The 12,514-nt window shown below is 62.5% G+C and carries 12 protein-coding genes; 1 reads left to right on the top strand and 11 read right to left on the bottom strand.

Annotated features, from left to right (window positions below):
- Window positions 1-59 precede the first annotated feature (59 nt).
- From PSTU_RS0111595 to PSTU_RS0111580, 4 genes are all read right to left on the bottom strand, one after another.
- Window positions 60-818, bottom strand: coding sequence for a TPM domain-containing protein (locus PSTU_RS0111595; RefSeq protein ID WP_019341193.1), 759 nt, complete (start codon window positions 816-818; stop codon window positions 60-62).
- Window positions 815-1,423, bottom strand: a complete 609-nt coding sequence (locus PSTU_RS0111590) for a LemA family protein (protein ID WP_036993105.1) — start codon at window positions 1,421-1,423, stop codon at window positions 815-817. Before PSTU_RS0111590 ends, PSTU_RS0111595 begins: the two co-directional genes overlap by 4 nt.
- 77 nt (window positions 1,424-1,500) lie before the next feature.
- Window positions 1,501-2,724: a CaiB/BaiF CoA transferase family protein gene (locus tag PSTU_RS0111585; protein WP_019341191.1), complete on the bottom strand. Its 1,224-nt coding sequence runs from the start codon at window positions 2,722-2,724 to the stop codon at window positions 1,501-1,503.
- A gap of 187 nt (window positions 2,725-2,911) precedes the next feature.
- Entirely contained in the window at window positions 2,912-4,093 is a 1,182-nt protein-coding gene (locus PSTU_RS0111580) for an acyl-CoA dehydrogenase (RefSeq protein ID WP_019341190.1), read from the bottom strand.
- Between the two features lie 184 nt (window positions 4,094-4,277).
- On the opposite strand from PSTU_RS0111580, the gene PSTU_RS0111575 reads away from it, so the two are divergent.
- Window positions 4,278-5,183, top strand: a complete 906-nt coding sequence (locus PSTU_RS0111575) for a LysR family transcriptional regulator (RefSeq protein WP_019341189.1) — start codon at window positions 4,278-4,280, stop codon at window positions 5,181-5,183.
- Between the two features lie 104 nt (window positions 5,184-5,287).
- On the opposite strand, the gene PSTU_RS0111570 is transcribed toward PSTU_RS0111575, so the two are convergent.
- The 7 genes from PSTU_RS0111570 to PSTU_RS0111540 all read right to left on the bottom strand — a co-directional run bounded on the left by PSTU_RS0111570 (window position 5,288) and on the right by PSTU_RS0111540 (window position 12,301).
- On the bottom strand, window positions 5,288-5,674 hold the full coding sequence (locus PSTU_RS0111570) for a hypothetical protein (RefSeq protein ID WP_019341188.1): 387 nt from the start codon (window positions 5,672-5,674) through the stop codon (window positions 5,288-5,290).
- A 136-nt stretch (window positions 5,675-5,810) separates the two neighbouring features.
- On the bottom strand, window positions 5,811-6,083 hold the full coding sequence (locus PSTU_RS0111565) for an HU family DNA-binding protein (RefSeq protein WP_019341187.1): 273 nt from the start codon (window positions 6,081-6,083) through the stop codon (window positions 5,811-5,813).
- 153 nt (window positions 6,084-6,236) lie between these two features.
- Window positions 6,237-7,439 carry an NAD(P)/FAD-dependent oxidoreductase gene (locus PSTU_RS0111560; protein WP_019341186.1) on the bottom strand — a complete coding sequence of 401 codons (1,203 nt, stop codon included), beginning with the start codon at window positions 7,437-7,439 and terminating at the stop codon, window positions 6,237-6,239.
- A 1-nt stretch (window position 7,440) separates the two neighbouring features.
- Window positions 7,441-7,608 (bottom strand): rubredoxin, encoded by a 168-nt coding sequence (locus PSTU_RS0111555; protein WP_019341185.1) that lies wholly within the window; start codon window positions 7,606-7,608, stop codon window positions 7,441-7,443.
- 156 nt (window positions 7,609-7,764) lie between these two features.
- The gene (locus tag PSTU_RS0111550) at window positions 7,765-9,474 is read right to left on the bottom strand and encodes an L-lactate permease (protein ID WP_019341184.1); all 1,710 of its coding nucleotides are present in this window, start codon (window positions 9,472-9,474) and stop codon (window positions 7,765-7,767) included.
- A gap of 222 nt (window positions 9,475-9,696) precedes the next feature.
- Window positions 9,697-11,877 carry a malate synthase G gene (locus PSTU_RS0111545; RefSeq protein ID WP_019341183.1) on the bottom strand — a complete coding sequence of 727 codons (2,181 nt, stop codon included), beginning with the start codon at window positions 11,875-11,877 and terminating at the stop codon, window positions 9,697-9,699.
- A 19-nt stretch (window positions 11,878-11,896) separates the two neighbouring features.
- Window positions 11,897-12,301 carry a heme-binding protein gene (locus tag PSTU_RS0111540; protein ID WP_019341182.1) on the bottom strand — a complete coding sequence of 135 codons (405 nt, stop codon included), beginning with the start codon at window positions 12,299-12,301 and terminating at the stop codon, window positions 11,897-11,899.
- Between the last annotated feature and the right edge of the window lie 213 nt (window positions 12,302-12,514).

Below are 12,514 nucleotides of genomic sequence, written 5' to 3'. Positions count from 1 at the left end.
GTCGTTCTGATCTGATGGTTTTACCGCTGCGGAGTATCCCGTCGGGCTCAGTGTGCTTGTTACCAGCCACCGGAGGCACCACCGCCCCCAAAGCCGCCGCCGCCACCGCCGAAACCGCCGCCTCCGCCAAAGCCACCTCCGCCACCGCGGCCCATCCCACCGAGCAAGGCGCCCAGCAATAGCGCGCGGCCGGCGCCACGTCCGCCGCCACGGCCACCGCGGCCGCCACCGATCACGAAGATCGCCACCAACATCAGGAAGAAGCCGAGAATGCCAAGGCCACCCGGCTCCTGCGCGCCCATTGGCATTGCCGGACGCATGTCAGCGGTGCGCAGTGGATCGCCGCCCAGTACCTGGATCATTGCCGCGGCGCCCTCGGTAATACCGCGGGTAAAATCGCCCTCGCGGAAGGCGGGCGTGATGATCCGGTTGATGATCACCGACGATTGGGCATCGGTCAGCCGTCCCTCAAGCCCGTAGCCCACCTCGATGCGGATCTTGCGGTCATCGCGAGCGACGATCAGCAGAGCGCCGTTGTCTTCGCCCTTTTGACCGATGCCCCATTCCCGGCCCAACTGAACGCCGAACTCCTCAATACCGCGCCCCTGCAGATCAGGCACGGTAACCACCACGACCTGCTCACTGGTGGCCTCCTCGTGAGCGGCGAGCATGCTGGTCAGACGCGCTTCGGCCTGCGTATCGAGCAGCTCGGCCTGATCAACCACCCTGCCGGTCAGCCCCGGCAATTCGGCTTGCTGAGCGGCCAGGCCACTGGCCCAAAACAATAGGGCCAGGATCAGTGGGAACCTGAAGGTCATTGAAACTGCACTTGCGGCGCTTGTTCAGCGTTCTCCGCAGTGGCCTCGAAGTTCTCGCGGATCGGCATGTCGCTGTACATCAGGGTGTGCCAGATACGCCCGGGGAACGTGCGGATCTCGGTGTTGTAACGCTCAACCGCGGCGATGAAGTCACGGCGTGCCACGGCAATACGGTTCTCGGTGCCTTCGAGCTGCGACTGCAGCGCTAGGAAGTTCTGGTTGGACTTGAGATCGGGGTAACGCTCGGAGACCGCCATCAATCGGCTCAGGGCGCCGGTCAGCTGACTCTGCGCCTGCTGAAACTGCTGCATTTTCTGCGGATCGTCCAGGTCATCGGCACTGATCTGGATCGACGTTGCCTTCGAGCGCGCCTCGGTAACTGCAGTCAGGGTTTCCTGTTCCTGGCGGGCGAAGCCCTTGACCGTCTCGACCAGATTGGGAATGAGATCGGCGCGGCGCTGGTACTGGTTTTCCACCTGAGACCAGGCCGACTTCACCTGCTCGTCGTATTGGGGGATGTTATTGATGCCGCAGCCGGCCAACAGCCAGGACATGAACACGACAGCCATTAGCTGTCCGGTGATTCGATAACGCTGCGTCTGCATGATTCGCTCGTCCATCCAAAATTCAGAGTACAGAAATAAGGATAGCCAAGCGTCTCGAGAGTTCAGGCGCGCAAGGATCAGATCACGCCTGACTGGCGCAGGGAAAGGATCTTCTCGAAGCTCAGGCCGAGCAATCCGTGCAGCACTGCTTCACTGTGCTCACCGAGCAATGGCGGCGCCTTGCGGTATTCAACCGGCGTTTCGGAAAGACGGATCGGACTGGCCACCTGCGGCACACTTCCCGCCAATAGATGCGGCATTTCGACATGCAACCCACGCGCCTGCACCTGCGGGTCGGCAAACACCTGCGCCAGATCGTTGATTGGCCCGCAAGGCACCCCGGCCTGCTCCAGCGTCGCCACCCATTCGGCTGTGGTGCGGAACACCGTGACCTGGCGGATCATTGGCACCAGTTCATGACGATGGGCGACGCGCGCCTTGTTGCTGGCGAAGCGCGGATCATCGGCCCATTCGGGGCGCCCGGCGACCTCGGCGAACTTGCGGAACTGCCCATCGTTGCCCACGGTGAGAATGATGTCGCCGTCAGCGGTGGGGAAGTCCTGATACGGCACGATGTTCGGATGCGCGTTGCCCATGCGTTTGGGTGCCACACCAGTGGTCAGATAATTCATCGCCTGGTTGGCCAGGCAGGCGACCTGCACGTCGAGCAGCGCCAATTCGACATGCTGACCGATTCCGCTCTGCTCGCGATGGTTGAGCGCGGCGAGCACGCCAACGGTAGCGTACAAGCCTGTGAGGATATCGGTCAGCGCCACGCCGACCTTGACCGGCCCGGCGCCCTCTTCACCTTCGGCACGCCCGGTCAGGCTCATCAGGCCACCGAGCCCCTGAATCATGAAGTCGTACCCAGCACGCTGGGCATAAGGCCCGTCGCTGCCGAAACCGGTGATCGAGCAATAGATCAGCCGCGGGTTGATCGCCCTGAGGCTTTCGTAATCCAGCCCGTAAGCGGCCAACCCGCCCACCTTGAAGTTCTCCAGCAGCACGTCGCACTGCGTCACCAGTTCGCGGATGATCCGCTGGCCTTCGGGTTGGGTGAAATCCAGCGTGAGCGACTGCTTGTTACGGTTGGCCGAGAGGTAGTATGCGGCTTCCGATGTGTTCTCGCCCTGCGCATCCTTGAGATACGGTGGCCCCCAGTGACGGGTGTCATCGCCCGTGCGGGGGCGCTCGATCTTGATCACCTCGGCGCCCAGGTCGCCGAGAATCTGCCCGGCCCAGGGGCCGGCAAGCACACGCGACAGATCGAGGACGCGGATATGGGAAAGGGCGCCGGACATGGACTAAGCCTCAGGATGTGATCGCCGCGCCAGAGGAAATGCAGCCTGCAGCAGGGCGAGGAAAACGTAGGGTGGATCGGGGCGCGTAGCTGACGCTTTATCCATCCACCGGTGCAGGGTGAAGGTGGATGAAAGAGCGTCATCCACCCTACAGCGATGTCGGTGTTTAGGTCGGTCAGCGTCCCGCTTAGAAGAACGCCTGGATACCCGTCTGAGCGCGACCCAGGATCAGCGCGTGCACATCGTGGGTGCCTTCGTAGGTATTGACCACCTCAAGGTTGACCAGATGCCGCGCCACGCCGAACTCGTCGCTGATGCCGTTGCCACCGAGCATGTCGCGGGCCAGACGCGCGACGTCCAAGGCCTTGCCGCAGCTGTTGCGCTTCATGATCGAGGTAATTTCCACCGCCGCGGTGCCTTCGTCCTTCATCCGCCCGAGGCGCAGGCAGCCTTGCAGGGCTAGGGTGATCTCGGTCTGCATGTCGGCTAGCTTCTTCTGGATCAACTGATTGGCAGCCAGCGGACGGCCAAACTGCTGGCGGTCCAAGGTGTACTGGCGCGCGGTGTGCCAGCAGAACTCGGCGGCGCCTAACGCGCCCCAGCTGATGCCGTACCGGGCGGAATCCAGGCAGGTAAACGGACCGCGCAGGCCGCGCACGTCCGGGAACGCGTTCTCTTCCGGGCAGAACACATTGTCCATGACGATTTCACCAGTGATCGAGGCGCGCAGGCCGACCTTGCCGTGAATCGCCGGTGCGGACAGCCCTTCCCAGCCCTTTTCCAGCACGAAGCCGCGAATGGCGCCCTCGTCGTCCTTCGCCCAGACCACGAAGACATCGGCGATAGGGCTGTTGGTGATCCACATCTTGGCGCCAGACAGGCGATAGCCGCCGTCGACCTTCTTCGCCCGGGTGACCATCGAGCCCGGATCGGAGCCGTGGTTCGGCTCGGTCAGGCCGAAGCAGCCGATGTATTCGCCGCTGGCCAGCTTGGGCAGGTACTTCTGCTTGGTTTCTTCATTACCAAACTCGTTGATTGGCACCATCACCAGCGAAGATTGCACGCTCATCATCGAGCGATAGCCGGAGTCAATGCGCTCGACCTCACGAGCAATCAGGCCGTAGCAGACGTAGTTCAGCCCGCTGCCGCCGTAGGCTTCAGGAATGGTTGCGCCGAGCAAGCCGGTGTCGCCCATCTCACGAAAGATCGCCGCGTCGGTGCGCTCATGGCGGAAGGCTTCGAGCACGCGAGGCGCCAGCTTGTCGGCCGCGAACTGCTGGGCGCTGTCGCGCACCATCCGCTCTTCATCGGTGAGCTGCTGATCGAGCAGCAGCGGGTCGATCCAGTTGAAGCTTGCTTTGCCGGCCATGGGTGGTCCTCTTGTCGTAGACGGTGAACCGGGCGAGAGGCCCGATACAGCATTCGGATGGGTTGATCCTAGAAGCTGAATCCTTCGATCGCAAACGAGTAATCCGCAATGACCTGTGCGATTTGCGCACTACAAAGTATGCTTAAGGCCGTATTTGCACCGATATTAGTGAGGTGACCGCATAATGCGCCGCAAAATTCCTAGCACCGCCGCGCTTATTGCCTTCGAAGCGGCAGCACGCCACCAGAGCTTCACTCGCGCCGCTGAAGAGCTGGCGCTGACCCAAAGCGCCATTTGCCGGCAGATCGGCGGCCTCGAAGAATTTCTCGGGCTGGAACTGTTCCGTCGCTCTCGCCGCGGCGTGAAGCTGACCGAGGCCGGCCAGTCCTATGCGCGACGAGTCGCCACTCAACTCGATGCGGTGGAACGCGATACATTGTCAGTGATGGGCCAGCAGGGCGCCCAAACCATCGAGCTGGCGCTGGTGCCGACCTTCGGCACTCAATGGCTATTGCCGCGAATGCATCAGTTCCAGACGCTACACCCCGAAATAACGGTCAATCTGACTAACCGCACCCGCCCTTTCCTCTTTGCCGACACCGATTTTGATGCGGCGATCTATTTCGGCGATGGCGAATGGTCCGGAACCGTTGCGCATGCGCTCATGCCGGAAAATTCTCTACCGGTCTGCAGCCCGGCACTGCTGAACTGCGGGGATCGACTGGAACCTCACGCCATCGCCGAGATGCCGTTGCTGCAGCAGACCACGCGCCCCTATGCCTGGCGGCAGTGGTTCGACTCGCTGGGGCTGAAGGTCGCGCGGGACATGACCGGGCCGCGACTGGAGCTGTTCTCGATGCTGGCTCAGGCTGCCGAACATCAGATGGGTGTCGCGCTGATCCCGCCCTTCCTGATCCAGCGAGAGCTGGCGGAGGGGCGCCTGGTGATTGCGCACCCACACTCGTACCGTCGCGAGGGCCAGGCTTACCACCTGATGATCCCCGAACGGCGGGTGGAGTCGGCGGCTATGAATGCTTTTCGTGACTGGTTGTTGAACGAAGCCCGCGTATGGATGGCGCAGCAGCAATAGTCGCCGGCTGGCTCGGCGGGCATTGCTTGTGCCGACCAACTGCAGACGCGCCGCCGATCAACCGGAGGTAACGGCGCCTCGCCGGGCAGGCAAAAACCGTCGGATCACGCCGCTTCCGGCTTCTTCTTCCGCGGCTTCAAATACTTCGTCAGGCCCTGAAACCACATCACCAGCGCGGGGTTGCCCTGGATCTGAATGTCTTTGTTTTGAATGCCCTGCATAAACGCGAGCTGCTTGTTCTTCGCGTTCATGGTGTCGAAACCGTAGGCGCCGTCCTTGAAGCCGATGGCGAAGGCAGGTTCAGCTGCAGCGCCGCCATGGCTGGTGACGCGCTGGTCCTTGACGACGTAATGCCGGGCCACCTTGCCGTCGAGGGTGTGCAGCTGGAAGGTCAGATCCTTGTCGCCGAGTTGATTCTGGAAGTCAGGATTGTTGCGGCTGGCCTTGGCCATCAAGCGACCAAGCATCCAGAGAAGAAAGCGAAATTTCATGGTTGACCGACTGTTGGCGGGAAAAACGGCATTGTAGCGGCTGGTCTGTGCGGTGAAAGCAGGAGAACAGAGGGGTCTGGAGTGGACCGTTCAGTCAGGCTGACCCGGAGCCTGGGTGGCCCCGGGCGGCGCGACTTTAATTGATCGCGTCTTTCAGCATCTTTCCCGGCTTGAAAGCCACAGTGTTGCTGGCCTTGATGGTGACGGGTTGACCCGTCTGCGGGTTCTTGCCCGTACGGGCCCCGCGGTGTCGTTGCAAGAAGGTGCCGAAACCCACCAGGGTAACACTGTCCTTGCGGTTCAGTGCGTTGGTGATTTCATCCAGTACGGCGTTGAGTACTCGGTTGGCCTGATCCTTGGTGAGATCGGCCTTTTCGGCGATAGCGGCTGCGAGTTCCGGTTTGCGCATAGATAGCCTCTACATCTTTATTGTTTTTTTTGTTTGCTGCTCTCCGAGCAGCATTCCATACCGCTGCAGCAGCTCTAGGCTGCACACCAGCGGATCAACGGAGCATGGCACGCTGCTAGCACTCGCGCCAGTCCTCGCCAGTGCTTTGCCGAATCAATGCGAAGACTTTAACGACAGAACCTGAGGCAGTTCCGCCAACACCGGCGGCAATTGCTTATTGAGTGCCAGACGCTGCTGCACGGCCGTTCCGGTCAGGGCGTAGCCCAGCAGGCGGCCTTCGCGATCCTGAAACAACGCCGTCAGATCATTGCCTTCACCCTCGACGCTCCAGCTGCCATTGCTGCCTGCTGCTGGTGGTGAAACCACCAACGGGCAGATCGGCGTCTTCACCGTGATCGGCATGGGTCCGTAAGTGACAGGCGTCGGCTGGCCGGTGAGGGTTCTGGCCAGCGCACGGACGCCACTCATCAGCGGCATCACATACAGCAGGTTGAGCCCCTCCACCTCGGCACAATCGCCCAGAGCGTAAACGTGCTCCAGTGAAGTCTGCAGCAGCCGATCGACTTCGATGCCACGGCCGACCCGCAGACCCGCGGCTTCGGCCAGCTCGGTACGCGGGCGCAAACCCACGGCACTGACCACCAGATCGCATTGGATTCGCTGACCATCTGACAGCTGCGCCTGCAGCCGGTCATTTTCGCGATCCAGCCGCTCGAGTACCGGACCGAGATGGAAACGCGCGCCCAGCGATTCCAACCCGCGCTGCACCGCCGCGGCCGATTCGACCGGCAGCAGGGACGGCATGATCTGCTCACAGGGCGCCACCAGTTCCACTTCATAGCCACCCTGCAACAGGTCATTGGCAAACTCGCAGCCAATCAGCCCCGCACCGAGGATTAGCACGCGGCGCTTGCCCTTTGCCGCCTCGCGGAAACGGCCGTAATCGAGCAGATCGTTGATCGGGAAGATCGCATCCTGCGCATCACCGGCAACGGGCACGTTGATCGTCTGCGCGCCCCAGGCGATCACCAGATCGCGGTAGGGCACGGGCTCGTTGCCGATCCAGACGCGGCGATTGGCCGGATCGAGGCGCGTCACCCTCGTATGGGTACGAATCTCGGCGTTGAGCTGAATCGCCATCGGCCCCGCGACCGTCATGCCGAGCGCGTCGGCATCCTTGTTCATGGCGAAACCGGTCGAGAGCATAGGCTTGGAATAGGAGCGACCGTCATCCGCGGTGATCAGCAGCAGCGGCGTCTCGCTGTCGAACTTGCGAAATTCACGGGCGAGGTTGTAGCCGGCCAGCCCGGTACCGATGATCACCAGAGGCAGCTTTGTATCGTTCGATTCGTTCATATCAGCCGATCGCGACCATTTCGAAGTCAATCTTGCCGACGCCGCAGTCGGGGCACAGCCAGTCTTCCGGCACATCCTCCCAGGCGGTGCCCGGAGCGATGCCGTCGTCCGGCCAGCCCTCGGCTTCGTCATAGATGAATCCGCATACCACGCATTGCCACTTTTTCATCACTCACCTCGATCAGTCTCGCGTGCGCTGCACGCTATACCAGAACACCGCGATCCGCCAAACGCCGGCAGCCTGGTGATAGACCGCGGGCCGGTAAATATTTTCCGGACAAACAAAACGGGCGGCCTGAGCCGCCCGTCCGGGTTCACGCCACCATCAACTGGCGGTCGCTATTCCCACCAGCGGATCGCTGATTCCCATCACGTAGAAGCCGATCAGACCGATGCTTCCGGCCAGCACGAGGTAGTACAGGGTCGGCAGCATGGTCTTGCGCAGCGTGATGCCTTCGCGCCCCAGCAAGCCAACCGTGGCCGAAGCCGCTACCACGTTGTGAATGGCGATCATGTTGCCCGCCGCCGCACCCACCGATTGCAGCGCCACCATCAGCGCGCCGGAAATCCCCAGCAGCCCGGCAGTGTTGTACTGGAACTGCGAGAGCATCAGGTTGGACACGGTGTTGGAGCCAGCAATGAAGGCCCCCAGCGCGCCGACCGCAGGCGAGAAGAACGGATAGACACCGCCCACACTGTTGGCCACCAGCTGCGCCATGGCCACCGGCATCGAGACCAGATCGGAGCCGTTGACGCCCGAGTTGATCAGGATTCGCACCATCGGGATGGTGAAGATCAGCACGAAGCCGGCGCCGAGCAGCGTCTTGCTCGATTCGGCGATAGCGGCACCCAGCTGAGCAGCCTTCATCCGATGCAGGAAGAACGTCACCAGCACCACCATGCAGAGAATCCCGCCCGGCAGATACAGCGGCTCCAGGGTTCCTGAGACGCCGGTTTCACCAAGGATGTCCTTCCAGCCGAAGCTGACCGACATCAGCGCCGCTTTGAGCTGCGGGAAAATCCGCGACATCACCAGGAAGATCGCCAGCAGCAGGTACGGTGCCCAGGCCATCGGTACGGAGATCGGTGTGCGTCCAGCGACGTCATCGATCTTCATCTCGATCTTGCCCATCCACTCCACCGGCCACTCGCTAGCCGGGGCGAAGTCCCAGCTGGTCTTGGGCAGCAGGAAGCCAGCCTTCGCCGCCGGAACCACGATGGCCAGGCCGACCAGCGCGCCGATCATCGATGGGAATTCCGGGCCGAGGAACACACCGGCAGCGGCGTAAGGGATGACGAACGCCAGACCGGTGAAAATGGCGAACGGAGCCATCGCCAGCCCTTCGCTCCAGGAGCGGTTGCGGCCGAAGAAGCGCGTCATGATGCAGATCATGATCAGCGGCATGAGAATGCCGCACAGCGCATGGATGATCGCCACGCGGGAGTAGATCAGCTGGAAGAACACGTCCCAGTTGCTGCCCACGGTAGCCAGTTGGCCACCGAGCGTGGCCTGGTCCAGACCACCGGCGACACCCACCAGAATCGGCGTCCCCACGGCACCGAAGGATACCGGCGTGGATTGCACCATCATGCCCAGCACAACCGCCGTCAGCGCGGGGAAGCCCAGCGCGACCAGCAGCGGCGCAGCGACCGCAGCCGGCGTACCGAAGCCCGAGGCGCCTTCGATGAAGCAACCAAACAGCCAGGCCACGATCAGCACCTGTACGCGCTTGTCCGGGCTCACGTTGGCGAAGCCCCGACGAATCGACGCGATGCCCCCGGAGTGCTTGAGCGTATTGAGAAGAAGGATGGCGCCGAAGATGATCCAGAGGATCGCGGCAGTCAGAATCAGCCCTTGCAGCGTGGAAGCCAGGACCCGGTTGAAGGTCATGTCCCAAGCCAGAAGGCCGATCAACGCAGTGAGCACGAAAACCAGCGGCATTGCGTACTTGGCCGGCCAGCGAAAGCCGATCAGCAGTACCCCCGCCAGCACCAGCGGCACGAAGGCCAGTATGGACAGCAGTGTCTGACTCATTGTTGGGTTCCTTGTTTTTTGTTGTGGACCGCTTCTATCCGGGAAAGCCCGGTCCCACGCATGGCCGATATGAGCGCCACATCAGCCTGAGCGACTGACCAACGGGTCACGTTGGCCGGCCCCTCTTGCTCGAAAGCCCCGAGCGCTGAAAGGCGCCCGGGGCTCGTCAAATCACGTCGGTGATCAGCAAATGCTGACCGCCGACTGTCCGGCTAATACCGCTCAACCGGCCTGCTGCTTGAAGCGCTGACGCCAGGCATGCAGCAGCGGCTCGGTGTATCCGCTCGGCTGCTCGCGACCCTTGAACACCAGATCACAGGCCGCCTGGAACGCTGCTGACTGAGCATAGTTGCCCGCCATTGGACGGTAGGCCGAATCGCCCGCGTTCTGCTGGTCGACCACCTTGGCCATGCGCTCCAGCGTTTCGCGAACCTGCGGCTCGTCGACCACACCGTGGTGCAGCCAGTTGGCCAGGTGCTGGCTGGAGATCCGCAGCGTGGCGCGGTCTTCCATCAGGCCGACATCATGGATGTCCGGCACCTTGGAGCAACCAACGCCCTGCTCGACCCAACGCACCACGTAACCGAGGATGCCCTGGCAGTTGTTGTCCAGTTCCTGCTGGATTTCCGCGGCCGACCAGTTGCGCTCCGGCGCGACCGGAATGGTCAGCAGGTCATTGGTCAGCTTGTCGCGCTCACCCGCCAGATCGATCTTTTCCAGCTCGGCCTGAACGGCCTGCACGTCGACCTGGTGGTAATGCAGCGCATGCAGCGTGGCACCGGTCGGCGATGGCACCCAAGCGGTGTTGGCGCCAGCCTTGGGGTGCGCGATCTTCTGCTCGAGCATGGCGGCCATCAGGTCCGGCATGGCCCACATGCCCTTGCCAATCTGCGCCTTGCCACGCAGGCCGCAATTCAGACCCACCAGCACGTTGTTGCGCTCGTAGGCCTGGATCCAGGCGGTGCTCTTCATGTCGCCCTTACGCAGCACGGCGCCAGCTTCCATGATGGTGTGCATCTCATCACCGGTGCGGTCGAGGAAGCCGGTGTTGATAAAGGCAACGCGATTCTTCGCAGCGCCGATACAGGCCTTGAGGTTGACGCTGGTGCGACGCTCCTCGTCCATGATGCCGACCTTGAGGGTATAGCGCGGCAGACCGATCAGGTCCTCGACGCGACCGAACAGCTCGTCGGTGAACGCCACTTCGGCCGGCCCGTGCATCTTCGGCTTGACGATATACATCGAGCCGGTGCGTGAGTTGCCCTTTCGCTGCTGGTCATGCTTGGCGATCAGGCTGGTGACCACGCCGTCCATGATGCCTTCGGGAATCTCGTGGCCTTCGCCGTCGATGATCGCCGGGTTGGTCATCAGGTGACCGACGTTGCGGATGAACAACAGCGAGCGGCCGTGCAGCGTCAGGTTCGAGCCGTCGGCCGCGGTGTATTCGCGGTCGGCGTTGAGACGACGGGTGATGCGCTTGCCGCCCTTCTCGAGATCTTCAACCAGATCGCCTTTCATCAGGCCCAGCCAGTTGCGATAGACCAGCACCTTATCGTCGGCGTCGACCGCGGCAGTGGAATCCTCGCAGTCCATGATGGTGGTGACAGCGGCTTCGACCAGCAGATCCTTGACGCCAGCGGCATCAGTCTGGCCAATCGGGCTGTTCGGATCGATCTGGATCTCAACATGCAGGCCGTTGTTCTTCAGCAGAATCGCGGTCGGCTCGACGGCTTCGCCCTGATAGCCGACAAATTTTTCCGGCTGCTTCAGGCCGGTGAAACTGCCGTTTTCCAGCGTGACCTTGAGCTGGCCATCCTGCACGCGGTAGCTGACCGAATCGGCATGGCTGCCCTCAGCCAGCGGCGCGGCCTGATCGAGGAAGTTGCGTGCGAAGGCGATCACCTTGGCGCCACGGACTTCGTTATAGCCCGGACCCTTCTGCGCGCCGTTCTCTTCACTGATCGCATCGGTGCCGTAGAGCGCGTCATACAGCGAGCCCCAGCGGGCGTTAGCGGCGTTCAGCGCGTAGCGGGCATTGCCGATGGGCACGACCAGCTGCGGGCCGGCCTGGGTGGCGATTTCGCTGTCGACGTTGCTGGTGCTGATTTTCACATCGCCCGGCTCGGGCTGCAGGTAGCCGATGGACTCGAGGAAGCGGCGGTAAGCCGGCATGTCGGTGATCGGGCCGGGATTGCTGCGGTGCCAGTTGTCCAGCTCGACCTGCAGGCGGTCGCGCTCGGCCAGCAGAGCGCGGTTCTTCGGTGCCAGGTCGTGAACCAGCTGATCGAAGCCCTTCCAGAAGGCTTCTGCCTCGACGCCGGTGCCCGGCAGAACTTCGTCTTCGATAAAGCGTTGCAGGTTGGCCGCCACTTGCAGGCGGCCCAGGGTTACGCGCTCGGTCATGTCTTTCTCCTTCTCCGAATCAGTTGGCGACAGCGGCAACGCCGGCCTTGGCGACCTGTGCATCCTGAGCGGCGGTCACGCCGGAGACACCGACCGAACCGATCACCTGCCCGTCGACGATCACCGGGACGCCACCTTCCAGCGAGCAGACCACCGGCGCGGACAGGAACGCGTTGCGCCCGCCGTTGACCATGTCTTCGTAGCCCTTGGTCTCGCGACGACCCACCGCGGCGCTGCGCGCCTTTTCGGTGGCGATGTAGGAGGCGATCGGCGCACAGCCGTCCAGACGTTCCAGCGCCAGCGGGTGGCCGCCGTCGTCGGCGACCACGATGGTTACGGCCCAGCCGTTGTTCTGCGCTTCGCTGCGCGCGGCGGCCAGGATGGTGGTCACTTCGGTCTGGGTCAGCATGGCTTTGGTTTTCATGGTTTCTCCTGTCGATTCGATGTGCGTCACGGCGCGTACTTGTGTTGCAGCGAGCCTGCTCGCCATTTGATGCATCGTTTAACTGCGGTCCTTGCTCCTGTAAGCCTGGAGTTCATGCTCCAGAGCCGCTCCGGTGTGCGGCTTGGCACTCGGTGTGGGCCGCTTTCCCCTCACCCTAACCCTCTCCCCAGCGGGGAGAGGGGATGGTTGCGC

Source organism: Stutzerimonas stutzeri SDM-LAC, from assembly GCF_000235745.1.
GTDB lineage: Bacteria > Pseudomonadota > Gammaproteobacteria > Pseudomonadales > Pseudomonadaceae > Stutzerimonas > Stutzerimonas stutzeri_H.
Note: the sequence above shows the minus strand (reverse complement) of the source record. Positions and strands in the feature narration are given on the sequence as shown.

Bases quoted from the DNA above. Each gene is read 5' to 3' on its own strand.
- PSTU_RS0111595 (WP_019341193.1), bottom strand. From the start codon at position 818: ATGACCTTCAGGTTCCCACTGATCCTGGCCCTATTGTTTTGGGCCAGT.
- PSTU_RS0111590 (WP_036993105.1), bottom strand. From the start codon at position 1,423: ATGCAGACGCAGCGTTATCGAATCACCGGACAGCTAATGGCTGTCGTG.
- PSTU_RS0111585 (WP_019341191.1), bottom strand. From the start codon at position 2,724: ATGTCCGGCGCCCTTTCCCATATCCGCGTCCTCGATCTGTCGCGTGTG.
- PSTU_RS0111580 (WP_019341190.1), bottom strand. From the start codon at position 4,093: ATGGCCGGCAAAGCAAGCTTCAACTGGATCGACCCGCTGCTGCTCGAT.
- PSTU_RS0111575 (WP_019341189.1), top strand. From the start codon at position 4,278: ATGCGCCGCAAAATTCCTAGCACCGCCGCGCTTATTGCCTTCGAAGCG.
- PSTU_RS0111570 (WP_019341188.1), bottom strand. From the start codon at position 5,674: ATGAAATTTCGCTTTCTTCTCTGGATGCTTGGTCGCTTGATGGCCAAG.
- PSTU_RS0111565 (WP_019341187.1), bottom strand. From the start codon at position 6,083: ATGCGCAAACCGGAACTCGCAGCCGCTATCGCCGAAAAGGCCGATCTC.
- PSTU_RS0111560 (WP_019341186.1), bottom strand. From the start codon at position 7,439: ATGAACGAATCGAACGATACAAAGCTGCCTCTGGTGATCATCGGTACC.
- PSTU_RS0111555 (WP_019341185.1), bottom strand. From the start codon at position 7,608: ATGAAAAAGTGGCAATGCGTGGTATGCGGATTCATCTATGACGAAGCC.
- PSTU_RS0111550 (WP_019341184.1), bottom strand. From the start codon at position 9,474: ATGAGTCAGACACTGCTGTCCATACTGGCCTTCGTGCCGCTGGTGCTG.
- PSTU_RS0111545 (WP_019341183.1), bottom strand. From the start codon at position 11,877: ATGACCGAGCGCGTAACCCTGGGCCGCCTGCAAGTGGCGGCCAACCTG.
- PSTU_RS0111540 (WP_019341182.1), bottom strand. From the start codon at position 12,301: ATGAAAACCAAAGCCATGCTGACCCAGACCGAAGTGACCACCATCCTG.